Here is a 14,687-nt window from a genome sequence, read left to right on the forward strand (position 1 = left end):
CCGGTGGATTACAACTGCATGCCGGCGCGCTCGGCGACGGTGTGCATGTCCTTGTCGCCGCGGCCCGACAGGTTGACCAGGATGATCTTGTCCTTGGGCAGCGTCGGCGCCAGCCGCAGCGCGTGCGCGATGGCGTGCGAGGATTCCAGCGCGGGCATGATGCCCTCGATGCGGCAGCAATCGTGGAAGGCGCGCAAGGCTTCGTCGTCGGTCACGCCGACGTAGCTGGCGCGGCCGCTGTCCTTCAGCCAGGCGTGTTCGGGGCCCACGCCGGGATAGTCCAGGCCGGCCGAGACCGAATGCGTTTCCTGCACCTGGCCGTTTTCGTCCTGCATCACGTAGGTGCGGTTGCCGTGCAGCACGCCCACCTGGCCGGCGGCGATGGAGGCCGCGTGACGGCCGCTGTCCATGCCCTCGCCGGCGGCTTCGACGCCGATCAACTGCACGTTCTCGTGCGGAATATAGGGGTGGAAAATGCCCATGGCGTTGGAACCGCCGCCCACCGCCGCGATCACGTAGTCCGGCTGGCGGCCGGTTTCTTCCGGCATCTGCGTCAGGCATTCCTTGCCGATCACGGTCTGGAAATCCCGCACCATGCGCGGATAGGGGTCGGGGCCCGCCACCGTGCCGATGATGTAGAAGGTGTTGGCGACGTTGGTGACCCAGTCGCGCATGGCTTCGTTCAGCGCGTCCTTGAGCGTGCGCGAGCCCGATTCCACCGGCACCACCTTGGCGCCCAGCAGCTTCATGCGGTAGACGTTGGAGGCCTGGCGGCGCACGTCCTCGCTGCCCATGTAGACCACGCATTCCATGCCGTAGCGGGCCGCGACGGTGGCGGTGGCCACGCCATGCTGGCCGGCGCCGGTCTCGGCGATCACGCGGGGCTTGCCCATGCGGCGCGCCAGGAGCGCCTGGCCGATGCAATTGTTGACCTTGTGCGCGCCCGTATGGTTGAGGTCTTCGCGCTTGAACCAGATCTGCGCGCCGCCGAGTTCCTGCGACCAGCGGCGGGCGTGGTACACCGGCGTGGGCCGGCCCACGAAATGCTTGAGTTCGTAGGCGAACTCCTCGAGAAAGAGCGGATCGACGCGGAAACGGTCATAGGCCGCGCGCAATTCGTCCAGGGCGTGCATCAGCGTTTCCGCCACGAACACGCCGCCGTAGGGTCCGAAATGCCCTTGGGCATCGGGAAGGTCGTAAGGTTTCACCTGGCTTCTCCCGCCGCGATGCGACGCCATCGGCCGCATCGCCAGCTTGGCGGCCCACCCTGGTCCGGGCAGTGCCGCCGACTTAGCAACCGGCTATTTTACCCGAGCGGGGCCGGTTGCCGCTTCCCGGACCGCGCCGGCGCGGTTCGATTCATTCGATTCCGCCGGATTCGATTCGGGCGGATCGGAGGATTGCCCGCGCCGCCGATCCCGCCGCCACGACTCCCGCCGCCCGCGCAACGTGCCGGCGGGCGCGATCCTACAAGGATTGCCCGATCCGCCGCAGGAAGCCGATGCACGCCGCCAGTTGATCCAGCGCCACGTATTCGTCGGGCTTGTGGGCCTGCACGATATGGCCGGGGCCGCAGACCACGGTGGGAATGCCGATGCCCTGGAACAGGCCGGCCTCGGTGGCATAGGCCACCTTGCGCGTCGCCGTGTCGCGGGTGAGCGCGCGCACCAGGCTGGTGATGGCGGCCTGCTCCGAGGCCTCCAGGCCCGGCGCCGCGGCGCCCGCCTCGATGTCGACCCGGGCTTCCGGGAACTCGGCGCGCATGCGCGGCAGCAATTGCTCGCTGACATAGCGCTGAATATCGGCCTGGATGTCCTGCGGCGACATGCCGGGCAGGTTGCGGAATTCGTAGCTGAATTCGCAGGCGTCCGGAATGGTGTTGACCGCGATGCCGCCCTGGATCTGGTTGGTGGTCAGCGTGGAGAACGGCACGTCGTAGAACGTATCGTAGGGCCCGTTGGCGCGATAGGCGTCGGCCAGGTCGCGGATATGGCAGATCAGGCGCGCGGCGTGTTCGATGGCGTTGCAGCCCTGCGTCGTCAACGAGGAATGCGCGGCCTTGCCGTGGACCCGGCAGCGGAAGACGTTGATGCCCTTGTGCGCGACCACCACCTGCATGCCGGTGGGTTCGCCCACCACGCAGCCCTCCGGCCGGATGCCGCGCTCGCGCAGGTCGGCCAGCAGGTAGGGCGCGCCGGCGCAGCCGATTTCCTCGTCGTAGGAAAGGGCCAGGTGCAGCGGTTTCTTGCGCGGCATCGCCAGGAATTCGGGCACCAGGGCCAGGGCCGCCGCGATGAAGCCCTTCATGTCGCATGTGCCGCGGCCGTAGAGCCGGCCGTCCCGTTCCTGCACGACGAAGGGATCGGAAGACCAGTCCTGCCCGTCCACCGGCACCACGTCGGTATGGCCGGACAGCACGATGCCGCCCTGCGTGCCGCCGTCCTGGGCCGGCAGCGTGGCGAAGAGATTGGCCTTGTTGCGCCCGGCGTTGTGCACCAGCGTGGCCGCGATGCCCTGGCCCGCGAGCGCGTCGCGCACGGTCTCGATGAGCGCCAGGTTGGAGTTGCGGCTGGTGGTGTCGAAGGCGACCAGCTTTTCCAGCCAGGCACGGGTCTGGCTGTCGACTTCCGGGGAGGCTTGCGTGGGGGTGTCCATGATGGCGGCCCTGCATATGCGAAACGGGCAGTTTAGGACGGCCGGGGCGCGGCCGTCCAACGATGCGCGCGGCGTCCGCTTGCTTGTCCGCGTGCTTGTCTGCTTACTTGCGCGCCGCGCTGGTCACGCCGGCCACCTCGGTCAGCGCCGCCAGCGCGCGGGACAGGGCCTCCCCGTCCGGCACTTCCACGGTGAAGACCATGTGCGCCAGCGAGCCGCGGCTCTGCGTATTGACGCCGATGACGTTCAGGCGCAGCCGGGCGAAGACCTCGGAAAGGTCGCGCAGCAGGCCGGAGCGGTCGTGCGCCCGGATGCTGACGTCGACCGGATAAAGCGTGCCGCCGGTCTTGCCCCAGGTCACTTCGATGACGCGCTCCGGCTCGCGGCTGGCCAGCGCGGCGTAGCTGTGGCAATCGGCGCGATGGATGGACACGCCGCGGCCGCGCGTGACGAAGCCCACGATCCGGTCCGGCGGCGCCGGCCGGCAGCAACGCGCCAACTGGGTCATCAGGGAACCCACCCCGACCACCAGCACCCCGCTCTTGCCGCTTTTTTCCGTGCTTTCGGCCCGGCTGGCGTGGGTGACGACCTGCGGCTGGTCCGGGTCGGCGGGCGCGGGCTGCTGGAAAGCGCTGTCGATCTGGCGCAGGCTGAACTCGTCCTTGGCGGCGGCGACGTAGAGATCGTCGGCGCGGGCGAAGCCCAGTTGCTGCGCCAACTGTTCCAGGTTGACCGCCGTCTTGCCCAGCCGCTGCAGCTCTTTTTCCACCAGGGCCTGGCCCTGGGTGATGCGCTGCTGCAATTCGATGGCGTTGAACCAGGCGCGCACCTTGGCGCGCGCGCGCGGGCTGGCCAGGAAGCCCAGTTGGGGATTGAGCCAGTCGCGCGAGGGGCCGCCGGACTTGGCGGCCACGATTTCCACGGTCTGGCCGGTGGCCAGGCGCGTCTGCAACGGCACCAGTTGGCCGTCCACGCGCGCGCCGCGGCAACGGTGGCCCAGGTCGGTATGCAGGTGATAGGCGAAGTCCACGGCGGTCGATCCCGCCGGCAGCTCGATCACGCGGGCCTGGGGCGTGAGCACGTAGATATGCTCGCCCCCATCCGCCGCGACGGCGGTCTTGCGGGCGCCGCGCGGCGGCTTGCCGGCATGCTCCCCGGCTGTGCCGTCCGGCGGCGGCACGGGCACGCCGGCCGGGGCGGCCTCGTCCGGCGGCGAGGCCAGATCCTCGTTCCACGCCAGCAACTGGCGCATCCAGGACACCTGGCGGTCGTAATCGCTGGACGCCGACACCTGGCCGCCCTTCGCGCCCGCTTCCTTGTAGCGCCAGTGGGCGGCCATCCCGTATTCGGCGAACTGGTGCATTTCGCGCGTGCGTATCTGCACTTCGAACGGCCTGCCGTTCTCGTCGGCCACCACCGTATGCAGCGACCGATAGCCGTTGGGCTTGGGACGGGAAATGTAGTCGTCGAACTCCTCGCCCACCGGCGTCCACATGGCGTGCACCAGGGACAGCGCGGCATAGCAGTCGCGCACGTCGCCGACGATGACGCGCAGCGCGCGCAGGTCGTACAGGTGCGAGAAATCCAGCTTCTTGACCCGCATCTTGTTCCAGATGCTGTAGATGTGCTTGGGCCGGCCGCTGACCTCGCCGGCGATGCCGGCCTTGGCCAGGGCCTCCTCCATGCGCGCCACCGCGCCGCGGACGAAGGCCTCGCGCTCGACGCGCTTTTCCTCCAGCAGGCGGGCGATCTGCTTGTAGCGGTCCGGGTCGGTGAAGCGGAAGGCCAGGTCTTCCATCTCCCACTTGATCTGCCAGATGCCCAGGCGGTTGGCCAGGGGCGCGTAGAGGTCCAGCGTTTCGCGGGCCAGTTGCGGATCGCAGGGCACCTTGGTGGCCGCGTGCCAGCGCAGGCTTTGCAGGCGCGACGCCAGGCGCATCAGCACGATGCGCAGGTCGGCGGCCATGGCCAGCAGCATCTTGCGCCGCATTTCCTTCTGCGTGCCGCTGCCGGCGGCGCTGTCGCTGGCATGGCGCGCCATCACGCCCAGCCGCAGCAGGGCGTTGGCGCCCTGGACCAGGCGCGCCACGTCGTCGCCGAATTCCTCGGCCAGCGGATCGATGCGCAGGGTCTGCGGCGGCGCCTGCAAGTCGACGGGCAAGGCCGCCAGCACCGCCGCGACGCGGGTGGCGGCGTCCGTCTGCAAGCCCGCCAGCACGCGCGCCACGCCCGCGGCATGGACGATCAGGGGTTCGCCGGTGATGGATTGCTGGCCGGCGAAGCGGTCGGCCACCGAGCGCGCCGCGCGCTCCAGTTGCGCGCGCCCGGCCGCGTCCAGCCCCGCCGCGGCGGCGTCGAGCCAGTCGGCGTCGAGGCCGACGCCGGAATCGGCGGCGGCGGCAGGCTGCGGGGATTCGGGAACGGAAGGCGCGGACATCGACGACGGAAACGACAGGAACCGGTTAAGAGTTTGACACTCTACACTAAGCACCAGGCGAAGCTTGCGGCCGGACGGGACGGCCGCGGCGGAAAAGGCGGGAGGCCGCGCCGCCGGGGTAGCAACGCAACGGCGCAATGGCGACACGGCGCAGCAGCGACGCGGCGAGACGGCCCGGCGCGCGGCAAGCCGCGGCAAGCACAAAACACAGGACAGGCAACGCATGTTTGGATGGCTCAAGGGACGCGGGGCGCGGGAGTCGCAGGTCGACGCGGTGCGCGAACGCATTCCCGCGGAACTGTGGGAACAGGTGCTGGACGCCTTTCCCTTCCTCTACCCGCTCTCGCCGGAAGAGCAGGCCGCGCTGCTGGACCGCGCGGCCTGGGTGCTGGCCAGCAAGACAATGAACGGCGCCCGCGGCCTGGCGCTGACCGACTTCATGCGCCTGTGCATCGCCGCCCAGGCCGCCCTGCCCATCCTCAACCTGCCGCCCGCGCTGTACGAGGGCTGGGACGAGATCGTCGTTTATCCCGGCGGCTTTCTCATCCCGCGGCGCCGCGAGGACGAGGACGGCGTGGTCCATGAATACGAGGAAGACGCCGCCGGCGAAGCCTGGGACGGCGGCCCGGTGCTGATTTCCTGGGAGGACGCGCGCCATGCGGCCGGCGGCTACAACGTGGTGATCCACGAATTCGCCCACAAGCTGGACCTGTACGCCGGCGCCGCCGACGGCGTGCCCAGCCTGGCGGGCCGGCGCGATATCGACGGGCGCGCCTGGCGCCGCGTGCTGGAGGACAGCCTGGACCGCTTCCGCGCCGCGCTGGACGCCGTGGAGGCCGCCATTCCGTCCGACGTGGACCCCGAAGGCCCGGAGGCGGATCGCTGGTACGGCCAGTTGCCGCTGGACCCGTACGCGGCGACCGACGAAGCGGAATTCTTCGCGGTCAGTTCCGAAAGCTTTTTCGCCGATCCCGCGCCCCTGGCCGACGCCCTGCCCGACTGGTACGCCCTGCTGCGGGCCTATTACCGGCAGGATCCCCTGGCGCGGCTGGCGCGCCATGAACAGGAATCGTCGACGTGAACCCGCCCCGCCTGCTCATCGTATGGCACAGCCGCACCGGCGCCGCCCTCGGCATGGCGCGGGCCGCCGCCGAGGGCGCGCGCGACGTGGCCGCCTGGGCCGCGCGGGAGCAGGCGCGGCAGGACGACGGCGCGGCCGCCGCGTCCGCGCTGCACGTCGACCTGATGCCGGCGGCCGACGTGCAGGCCGGCGACCTGCTGCACAGCGACGGCTATCTTTTCTGCGCGCCGGAAAACCTGGGCAGCCTGAGCGGCGCGATGAAGGAATGCTTCGACCGCTGCTATTACGGCGTCCTCGACGCTGACGGCGTCAGCCCCGTCAGCGGACGGCCCTACGGCCTGATGGTCAGCGCCGGGACCGACGGCAGCGGCGCGGCCCGGCAGATGGAGCGCATCTGCACCGGATGGCGCCTGCGCCTGTCGGCGCCGGCCTTGATCGCGCGCAACGGCGCCCAGACCCCGGCCGCCATCCTGGCGCCCAAAACGGTGGCGCCCGATGTCCTGCGGGACTGCCGGGAACTGGGGGGATTGCTGGCGGGATTGCTGCTGATGGGAGGCTAGTGCCGTGTCGGCCTGATCCTGGCCCAGGCCTGGAGGGCCCCGGCCGGGATCGTTCCGGACGCGATTTAAGCGACAGCGGCGGTGACGACGATCTCGACCTTGTAGTCGGGGTTCGCCAGGCGCGCTTCGACGGTGGCGCGGGGAGGCGCGTTGCCGTCGGCGACCCAGGCGTCCCAGGCCTTGTTCATGCCGTCGAATTCCTTCATGTTGGCGACGAAGATCTGGGCCATCAGGATGCGGGACTTGTCGGTGCCGGCTTCGGCCAACAGCTTGTCGATGGTCGCCAGGACCTGGGCGGTCTGGCCGGTGATGTCCAGCGTGGCGTCGTCCGGCACCTGGCCGGCCAGGTAGGCGACGCCGTTGTAGACGGCCATGTCCGAGAGACGCTTGGCGACGTTGACGCGTTTGATGCTGCTCATGGGGTGATCCCTCCTGCTGTTGGAAACCGACGATTATCGCCGGCTTCCGCGCACAAGGGGAAGCTCGGCCGGGAATGCCGGGATCACTTCCCGGCGGGCAGCGGCGGCAGGTCGAACACCTGGCGCAGGTAGGCCAGGTAGGCCGGATCGTCGCACATGGTCTTTTCCGGCGCGTCGGACACCTTGGCCACCGGCTGTCCATTGCACCGGACCATCTTCATGACGATCTGCAAGGGCTGGTGCCCCAGGTCGTTGGTGAGATTGGTGCCGATGCCGAAGGACACGCGGCAGCGCCCGGCGAAGCGGCGGGCGAGCTCGATGGCCTTGGGAAACGTCAGGGAATCGGAAAACACCAGCGTCTTGGTGCGCGGGTCGACCCGGTTGGCGCGATAGTGCTCGATCATGCGCTCGCCCCACACGAAGGGATCGCCCGAATCGTGCCGCGCGCCGTCGAACAACTTGCAGAAATACATATCGAAATCGCGCAGGAAGGCGTTGGTGCCGTAGACGTCGGACAGCGCGATGCCCAGGTCGCCGCGATATTCCTTGGCCCACACCTCCAGCGCGAAAACCTGGGAATCGCGCAGGCGCGGGCCCAGCGCCTGGCAGGCCTGCAGGTACTCGTGCCCCATGGTGCCCAGGGGCAGCACATCATGCTGGCGGGCCAGGGCGACGTTGCTGGTGCCGGCGAACATCTTGCCCATGGTGGCCTTCATGGTGGCCACCACTTCCTGGTGCCAGGCCTTGGAGAAGCGCCGCCGCGTGCCGTATTCGGCGACGCGGAAATCGGTCATGGAGGGATCGTCCACCACCAGGCGCACCTTCGACTGCAGGCGCGCGCGGCCCTCCGCCAGGTCGGGATGCCGCCTGGTATTGCGGAAATAGACTTCGTTGACGATCGCCAGGACCGGAATCTCGAAAAGAATGGTGTGCAGCCACGGCCCCTTGACCGTGATCGCGATCTCGCCCGCTTCCTTGCCCTCGGTCACCTGGATGCAGCGCTCGGGCAAATGGAAGAGTTCGAGAAAATCGATGAAATCGCTCTTGATGAAGCGCAGGCTGCCGAGATAATCCAGTTCGTCGCGGCTGAAGCGCAACTGGCACAGCTCATGGATTTCCGCGCGGATCTCGTCGATGTAGGGCCGTAGATTGATGTCGGGCGTCCGGCACTTGTACTGGTATTCCACCTGCGCCGCGGGAAAATGGTGCAGCACCACCTGCATCATGCTGAACTTGTAGAGGTCGGTGTCGAGCAGCGAAGTAATTATCATGATGTCGCGTGGGGTGGCCGGCCGTACGGCGCCTGGCCGTGTAACCTGTCCGGCAACCATAGCACAGCGGCCAGGCGGCGGCCCGGGGCGACTATGTCCGAGCCAGGGTTATCCCGGGATGTTCTGGCCGGGTTTGGGTAAAATCCCTACTTTCGCGGATAAATAAACCCCCCGGAGTTCCACGGCATGACCCACGTCGTCACCGAAAACTGTATCAAATGCAAGTACACCGACTGTGTGGATGTGTGCCCGGTCGACTGTTTCCGCGCGGGCCCCAACTTCCTGGTGATCGACCCCGACGAGTGCATCGACTGCGCGGTGTGCATCCCGGAATGCCCGGCCAACGCCATCTACGCGGAAGAAGACGTGCCGCAGGACCAGTTGCAGTTCATCGCGCTGAACGCGGAACTGGCGCCGGAATTCCAGAGCATCAGCCGCGCGACCAAGCCGCTGCCCGACGCCGACGAATGGAACGGCAAGCCGGACAAACTGCAGCACCTGGAAAGGTAAAACGGGCGCGCGCCGCGCGCCTGAACCGCTAATGACCGACGTATCCAAATACACGCGCCAAACCGTCACTGAAGTCCGCAACTGGGTGCCCGGCAAGCTGTTTTCGCTACGGGTGACCCGCGATCCCGCCTATGTCTTCAAGGCCGGGCAGTTCGCCCGCGTGGGCCTGCCGGCCGCCGACGATCCCGATGGGCCGCCCACCTTGTGGCGCGCCTATTCCATGGTGTCGGGTCCGCTGGAAGACGCGCTGGAGTTCTATTCCATCGTGGTGCCCGAAGGCGATTTCAGCCCGCGCCTGGCGCAACTGCGCGTGGGCGACAGCCTGTACGTGGAAAAGAACCCCTATGGTTTCCTGACCATAGACCGCTTCTTTCCCGCCCAGCCCGCCGCGGCCCAGGCCGCCGACGCCGCGGATGCCGCGCCGGCCGTGGAGGCGGCGCCCGCCGGCGGCGCCACGCTAGCCGCCGATCGCAAGCCGGATCTCTGGCTGCTGGCCACGGGCACGGGCCTGTCGGCCTACCTGTCCATCCTGCGCGACCCGGCCACCTGGACGTCGTTCCGCCGCATCATCCTGGTCCATGGCGTGCGCCGTGCCGAGGAACTGGCGTATCGCGAGGAAATCGAGGGCTGGTCCCGCCAGCCCGAGTTCGCCGCCATTCATCGCGCCGACCCGCGCAAGCTGATCTACCGCGCCATCGCCACGCGCGAGGCGCTGCCCGGCATGCCCAGCGAACGGCTGACCACCCTCATCGCCGACGGCCGGCTGGAACAACTGACCGGCGAAAGCCTGGACCCCAGGCACGCCAAGGTGATGCTCTGCGGCAACCCCGAAATGTTGTCGGCGGCACGAAAACTGCTTGGGGAAATGGGCTTCGCGCCTGGACGCCGCGGCATTCCCGGCAATCTGGCGGTGGAAAACTATTGGTGATCTTGGTAAAACCGTAGAGCAAGAGAACAGCAGAGCAACAAAATGCCCGAAACGCGCAATAAAACGTGCGTTTCATGGCAGGAAAACGACGGGAGGGCAGGAATTCCCGTTTTCGCAACAAAAATAGCCGTACGGGGTGCCTGCATCGCCGCGGTTTTGGCTATAAAGACTTGCCGCGGCGTAATAATGCGCACGTAGAGACATGGTGTGCCAGCGCCCCCCGATCGACCTGGCGCCCCAACCCACCCAGGTGAACCGCCACCCCGGAACCTGGATAGAACGAAAGGATTTTCTTCTTATGCTGTACGAATTGCATGAGTTGCAGCGCGCCTTCCTGACGCCTTTCGCCGCTTTTACCGGAGCGGGCTCCCAACTGTTTTCCAATCCCTATAGCCCCTGGGCCTATACGCCGGTTTCGCGCCAGATGGCCGCGGGCTATGAACTGATGCACCGCATCGGCAAGGAATATCAGAAGCCCGCCTGGGGTTTGCCCACCACGGAAATCGACGGCGAGCAGGTCGCGATCGTCGAGAAGGTCGCGGTCGACAAGCCCTTCTGCCGCCTGATCCACTTCCAGCGCGAAGGCCGCGTCATGGCCAAGCGCAAGGACCCGAAGGTATTGCTGGTGGCGCCCATGTCGGGCCACCATGCCACGCTGCTGCGCGACACGGTGCGCGCGCTGCTGCCGAACCACGACGTCTACGTGACGGACTGGACCGACGCCCGCATGGTGCCGGTGTCGGAAGGCCCCTTCCACCTGGACGACTACGTTTACTACGTGCAGGATTTCCTGCGCTTCCTGGGCGCCGACACGCACGTGATCTCGGTCTGCCAGCCCACCGTCCCGGTGCTGGCGGCGATCTCGCTGATGGCCAGCGACAACGATCCCTGTCAGCCCCGCACCATGGTCATGATGGGCGGCCCGATCGATCCGCGCCGCAGCCCGACCCAGGTCAACAACCTGGCGATGACCAAGCCGTACTCCTGGTTCGAAACCCAGGTGATCCACCGCGTGCCGCCGCGCTACCCCGGCTTCGGCCGGCTGGTCTATCCCGGCTTCCTGCAGCACGCCGGCTTCGTCGCCATGAATCCGGACCGCCACATGAAGTCGCATTACGACTTCTACCTGGACCTGCTGCGCGGGGACGACGACGACGCCGAAGCGCATCGCCGCTTCTACGACGAATACAACGCCGTGCTGGACATGTCCGCCGAGTTCTACCTGGACACCATCCGCATCGTGTTCCAGGAATTCCAGCTTCCGCGCGGCAAGTGGAAGGTGGGCGGCAAGCTGGTCAAGCCCGCCGACATCAAGAAGACGGCGCTGCTGACCATCGAAGGCGAACTGGACGATATCTCGGGCCAGGGCCAGACGCGCGCGGCGCAGGACCTGTGCAGCGGCATTCCCGAGGCCGACAAGGCGCACTACACCGCGCAGGGCGCCGGCCACTACGGGATTTTCTCCGGCCGCCGCTGGCGCCAGACGATTTGTCCTAAAATCGGCGAATTCATCCGGCAACACGCCTGAGCGCGGCCCGCCGCGCAGGGTAAAAAAGGGGCCTTCGGCCCCTTTTGCATTTCCCCGGCTGCTGGCCTGGGCGCCCGCCGCGCCGGATGGACGATGCGGGCGCCCATCAGCTTTTGCTTGCAGGATTCTTTCTTCCTGGTCTTTATGTCCGACTTGTCCCTGGCCGATCGCATCGACGCCCTGCTGCCTCAGACGCAATGCACGAAGTGCGGCTACGACGGCTGCCGGCCCTATGCGCAGGCCATCGCCGACGGCGAGGCGCCGATCAACCGATGTCCGCCGGGCGGCGACGCCGGCATCCAGGCCCTGGCCGGATTGCTGCGCACGCCGCCCCTGCCCCTGGACGGGACGCGCGGCGAACACGGTCCCCTGCTGCTGGCCGTCATCGACGAAGAACACTGCATCGGCTGCACGCTGTGCATCCGCGCCTGCCCGGTCGACGCCATCGTCGGCGCCAACAAGCGCATGCATACGGTGCTGGACGATTGGTGCACCGGTTGCGACCTGTGCGTGGCGCCCTGCCCGGTCGATTGCATCGCCATGGTGCCGGCGCGGCGGGAATGGACGCAGGCGGACGCTGAAGCGGCGCGCGCGCGCCATGACGATCGCCAGGCGCGCCTGGCGGCGCCGCCCCGGCATGCCGCAGCCGCGGCCGCCGGAATCGATGCGTCCTATGACGACACGCTCGGTAGCGGCCCGATCGATGCTGGCAGGTCCGATGCCGGCACGGCTACTACCGGCGCGAATACCGATGTCGATACCGATGCCGATGCCCACAAGCGCGCCGCCATCGCCAGCGCGCTGGAACGCGCGCGCGCCCGGCGCGCGCGCGGATAACGCCCCTCCCCATTCCACCCGATGAACCCCGCCAAACGCCGCGAAATCTTCGCCCGCCTGCAAGCCGCCAATCCCACGCCCGAAACGGAACTGGAATACACGACGCCGTTCCAACTGCTGATCGCCGTGCTGTTGTCGGACCAGGCCACCGACAAATCGGTGAACATCGCCACGCGCAAGTTCTTTCCGCACTACGGCACGCCGCAAGGCCTGGTGGAGCTGGGCGAGGAAGGCCTGACCGAGTACATCAAGACCATCGGCCTCTATCGCAACAAGGCCAAGAACGCCGTCGCCACGGCGCGCATCATCCTCGAACAATACGGCGGCGAAGTCCCCCAGACGCGCGAAGCGCTGGAAGCCCTGCCCGGCGTCGGCCGCAAGACCGCCAACGTGGTGCTGAACACCGCGTTCAGGCAGGTCGCCATGGCCGTCGACACGCATATCTTCCGCGTGGCCAATCGCACGGGACTGGCGCCCGGCAAGGACGTGCTGGCCGTCGAGCTCAAGCTGATGAAAGTCGTGCCCAAGGAGTACCTGCTGGACGCGCACCATTGGCTGATCCTGCACGGGCGCTACGTCTGCGTGGCGCGCAAGCCCAAGTGCCCGCAATGCGGCATCGCGGACCTGTGCGAATACAAGCACAAGACGCCGGCCTGAGCGGCGCGGCCCTGGCCGCCGTGTCGCGGGGAATCCACGCTGCCTGGCCGAATCGGCCAAAAAATGGAAGAAAGTTTGCGAGAATAAGAATTATTGCTAATAATCGCCGGTTTCGTCTTCTCGCTTCATTCGTTTCGATGACCGGCTCCCGTCCGCCCAGGAAAGGCTGGCTCGCCCACTACGGCGAGCTGGTCAGCGCATGGCGCCGCAAGGGACCGGGCGAGGACGACGGCGAGGACGCCTTGCAGGACTCCGCGCTGGGGCTGCTGGAGAACGGCGTCGCCGCCATCCAGGGCAATCCGCGCGCCTATCTCGCCCGCAGCACGCGCAACGGCCTGATCGACCGGCACCGCCGCCGCGCGAAGCTGGCGGTCCTGCCCATCGACGAAGTGGATGAAACCGACCTGCCGCGCACCGAGAGTCCGGAATCCACGCTGTACGCGCAGGAACTGGCCGGCGCGCTCATGGCCGCGCTGGAGGAACTGCCGCTGAAGTGCCAGCAGGTCTACGTCCACCATCGGCTGGAAGGCAGGACGCAGGCGGAAATCGCCGATCATATGGGGCTGTCGCGCAGCATGGTGGAAAAATACATGCAGCGCGCCGTGCGCCACATCGCCGAGCGCCTGCAAGCCTATGCGCCGCACTGAACGATGACAGACATCCCGCCCTCCTCCGACGATCCGCGCGACCAGGCCGCCTTCTGGTTCGCGCGCCTGAACTCCGGCGACGCGACGGAGGCGGACCGGCGCGCCTTCGAAGCGTGGCGCCAGGCCGACCCGGAACATGACCGGCACTATCGCAACCTGCATTTTTTCTGGGATGCGGCGCGGCACGTGCCCGAGGCGCGCATGCGCGCCATCCTGGCCCGCGCCGAGGACGAGGCCGGCGGTTCGAAGACGTCGAGCCACGCCTCTCCGGCAATGCCGCCGCGGCGCCCCGCGTTCAGCCGGCGCCAGTTCGGTCTGGGGCTGGCCGGCGCCTGTTCGCTTGGGTTGGCGGTCGCGGTCCTGCGCAAGCCGTGGTGGGCGGCGCCGGACCACGTGGAGGAGCTGGCCACCGCCCGCGGCGAACGCCGCACCGTGACGCTGCCCGACGGATCCGTGGTCTACATGAACACGGACAGCGTGGCCACCGTGCGCCTCTACGAAGGCCGCCGCGTGGTCGAGCTCGCCGCCGGCGAAGCCCTGTTCGAAGTCAGCCATGACCGCGAGCGGCCTTTCATCGTCGACGCCGGCAACACGGAGGTGCTGGTGACGGGCACCCGTTTCAACGTGCGCCGCGATGCCGGCGACGTGCGGGTCAGCGTCGCCTCCGGCTCCGTCGAGGTGTCGGCCGGCCCCTGGTGGAACCGCGCGACGCGCCGGTTGACGGCGGGCCAGGGCGTGGAGAGCGATGCAAAAAACCCGCCGGGCGAGGTCGCCGCCGTCGACGTCTCCCAAGTGACGGCGTGGCAGCGCGGCAAGATCGTTTTCGACAATGCCCCGCTGGCGCAGGTGGTCGCCGAGATGAACCGCTATCTGCCCGTGCCCGCGTCCTTCGCGGCGCCCGCCCTGGCGCAATACCGCGTCGCCGGGGTGTTCAGCATCGACGACCCGCTGGCCATGATGAACGCCCTGCCGGCCATCGCCCCCGTCCGCGTGCTGCGGACGTCCGAAGGCGGGCTGCAAGTCGTGGCCCGTTGAGACGGCGGCGGCCGAACCGCCGCCGCTGTTACAAAATAGTTCTCATTTTGATTCTGGTGTTTGCCCGTCCCGTTCGTTCTCTGCATGAAAGGGCCGCAACCGCGTCCGCCCTGCCCCGGGTC

At 67.9% G+C, this 14,687-nt stretch carries 14 protein-coding genes; 9 read left to right on the top strand and 5 right to left on the bottom strand.

The window, feature by feature from the left end; translation table 11 throughout:
• Positions 1 to 8: 8 nt before the first annotated feature.
• From trpB to CAL29_RS20525, 3 genes are all read right to left on the bottom strand, one after another.
• Positions 9 to 1,208: a tryptophan synthase subunit beta gene (trpB, locus tag CAL29_RS20515; RefSeq protein WP_094856788.1), complete on the bottom strand. Its 1,200-nt coding sequence runs from the start codon at positions 1,206 to 1,208 to the stop codon at positions 9 to 11.
• A 259-nt stretch (positions 1,209 to 1,467) separates the two neighbouring features.
• The gene (argE, locus tag CAL29_RS20520; protein WP_094854870.1) at positions 1,468 to 2,655 is read right to left on the bottom strand and encodes an acetylornithine deacetylase; all 1,188 of its coding nucleotides are present in this window, start codon (positions 2,653 to 2,655) and stop codon (positions 1,468 to 1,470) included.
• A 103-nt stretch (positions 2,656 to 2,758) separates the two neighbouring features.
• A complete protein-coding gene (locus CAL29_RS20525) occupies positions 2,759 to 5,092 on the bottom strand; it encodes a RelA/SpoT family protein (protein ID WP_094854871.1) in 2,334 nt (777 codons plus the stop codon).
• Positions 5,093 to 5,315: 223 nt separating this feature from the next.
• Here CAL29_RS20525 and CAL29_RS20530 point away from each other — a divergent pair, with 223 nt between their 5' ends.
• Both CAL29_RS20530 and CAL29_RS20535 read left to right on the top strand, forming a co-directional pair.
• A complete protein-coding gene (locus CAL29_RS20530; RefSeq protein WP_094854872.1) occupies positions 5,316 to 6,173 on the top strand; it encodes a M90 family metallopeptidase in 858 nt (285 codons plus the stop codon).
• A 53-nt stretch (positions 6,174 to 6,226) separates the two neighbouring features.
• Positions 6,227 to 6,733 (top strand): NAD(P)H-dependent oxidoreductase, encoded by a 507-nt coding sequence (locus CAL29_RS20535; protein ID WP_094856789.1) that lies wholly within the window; start codon positions 6,227 to 6,229, stop codon positions 6,731 to 6,733.
• 65 nt (positions 6,734 to 6,798) lie between these two features.
• Here CAL29_RS20535 and CAL29_RS20540 read toward each other — a convergent pair whose 3' ends face one another.
• Positions 6,799 to 7,152: a RidA family protein gene (locus CAL29_RS20540; protein ID WP_094854873.1), complete on the bottom strand. Its 354-nt coding sequence runs from the start codon at positions 7,150 to 7,152 to the stop codon at positions 6,799 to 6,801.
• An 83-nt stretch (positions 7,153 to 7,235) separates the two neighbouring features.
• Positions 7,236 to 8,423: a nicotinate phosphoribosyltransferase gene (gene pncB, locus CAL29_RS20545; protein WP_094854874.1), complete on the bottom strand. Its 1,188-nt coding sequence runs from the start codon at positions 8,421 to 8,423 to the stop codon at positions 7,236 to 7,238.
• A gap of 186 nt (positions 8,424 to 8,609) precedes the next feature.
• On the opposite strand from pncB, the gene fdxA reads away from it, so the two are divergent.
• The 7 genes from fdxA (at position 8,610) to CAL29_RS20580 (ending at position 14,565) form a co-directional block, all read left to right on the top strand.
• Positions 8,610 to 8,933: a ferredoxin FdxA gene (fdxA, locus tag CAL29_RS20550; protein WP_094854875.1), complete on the top strand. Its 324-nt coding sequence runs from the start codon at positions 8,610 to 8,612 to the stop codon at positions 8,931 to 8,933.
• 31 nt (positions 8,934 to 8,964) lie between these two features.
• Positions 8,965 to 9,861: a ferredoxin--NADP reductase gene (locus CAL29_RS20555; protein WP_094854876.1), complete on the top strand. Its 897-nt coding sequence runs from the start codon at positions 8,965 to 8,967 to the stop codon at positions 9,859 to 9,861.
• Positions 9,862 to 10,159: 298 nt separating this feature from the next.
• Positions 10,160 to 11,389, top strand: a complete 1,230-nt coding sequence (locus CAL29_RS20560) for a polyhydroxyalkanoate depolymerase (RefSeq protein ID WP_094854877.1) — start codon at positions 10,160 to 10,162, stop codon at positions 11,387 to 11,389.
• 144 nt (positions 11,390 to 11,533) lie between these two features.
• Positions 11,534 to 12,226: an electron transport complex subunit RsxB gene (rsxB, locus tag CAL29_RS20565; RefSeq protein WP_094856790.1), complete on the top strand. Its 693-nt coding sequence runs from the start codon at positions 11,534 to 11,536 to the stop codon at positions 12,224 to 12,226.
• A gap of 21 nt (positions 12,227 to 12,247) precedes the next feature.
• Positions 12,248 to 12,883, top strand: a complete 636-nt coding sequence (gene nth / locus CAL29_RS20570; RefSeq protein ID WP_094854878.1) for an endonuclease III — start codon at positions 12,248 to 12,250, stop codon at positions 12,881 to 12,883.
• A gap of 137 nt (positions 12,884 to 13,020) precedes the next feature.
• Positions 13,021 to 13,530 carry an RNA polymerase sigma factor gene (locus tag CAL29_RS20575; RefSeq protein WP_094854879.1) on the top strand — a complete coding sequence of 170 codons (510 nt, stop codon included), beginning with the start codon at positions 13,021 to 13,023 and terminating at the stop codon, positions 13,528 to 13,530.
• A 3-nt stretch (positions 13,531 to 13,533) separates the two neighbouring features.
• Entirely contained in the window at positions 13,534 to 14,565 is a 1,032-nt protein-coding gene (locus CAL29_RS20580; RefSeq protein ID WP_094854880.1) for a FecR family protein, read from the top strand.
• The last annotated feature ends 122 nt before the right edge of the window (positions 14,566 to 14,687 follow it).

Origin of the sequence: Bordetella genomosp. 10 (assembly GCF_002261225.1) — a bacterium.
Classification (GTDB): Bacteria; Pseudomonadota; Gammaproteobacteria; order Burkholderiales; family Burkholderiaceae_B; genus Bordetella_C.

Coding starts and splice junctions, on each gene's coding strand:
- argE (WP_094854870.1), bottom strand. CDS start 2,655: ATGGACACCCCCACGCAAGCCTCCCCGGAAGTCGACAGCCAGACCCGT.
- CAL29_RS20525 (WP_094854871.1), bottom strand. CDS start 5,092: ATGTCCGCGCCTTCCGTTCCCGAATCCCCGCAGCCTGCCGCCGCCGCC.
- CAL29_RS20530 (WP_094854872.1), top strand. CDS start 5,316: ATGTTTGGATGGCTCAAGGGACGCGGGGCGCGGGAGTCGCAGGTCGAC.
- CAL29_RS20535 (WP_094856789.1), top strand. CDS start 6,227: ATGGCGCGGGCCGCCGCCGAGGGCGCGCGCGACGTGGCCGCCTGGGCC.
- CAL29_RS20540 (WP_094854873.1), bottom strand. CDS start 7,152: ATGAGCAGCATCAAACGCGTCAACGTCGCCAAGCGTCTCTCGGACATG.
- pncB (WP_094854874.1), bottom strand. CDS start 8,423: ATGATAATTACTTCGCTGCTCGACACCGACCTCTACAAGTTCAGCATG.
- fdxA (WP_094854875.1), top strand. CDS start 8,610: ATGACCCACGTCGTCACCGAAAACTGTATCAAATGCAAGTACACCGAC.
- CAL29_RS20555 (WP_094854876.1), top strand. CDS start 8,965: ATGACCGACGTATCCAAATACACGCGCCAAACCGTCACTGAAGTCCGC.
- CAL29_RS20560 (WP_094854877.1), top strand. CDS start 10,160: ATGCTGTACGAATTGCATGAGTTGCAGCGCGCCTTCCTGACGCCTTTC.
- rsxB (WP_094856790.1), top strand. CDS start 11,534: ATGTCCGACTTGTCCCTGGCCGATCGCATCGACGCCCTGCTGCCTCAG.
- nth (WP_094854878.1), top strand. CDS start 12,248: ATGAACCCCGCCAAACGCCGCGAAATCTTCGCCCGCCTGCAAGCCGCC.
- CAL29_RS20575 (WP_094854879.1), top strand. CDS start 13,021: ATGACCGGCTCCCGTCCGCCCAGGAAAGGCTGGCTCGCCCACTACGGC.
- CAL29_RS20580 (WP_094854880.1), top strand. CDS start 13,534: ATGACAGACATCCCGCCCTCCTCCGACGATCCGCGCGACCAGGCCGCC.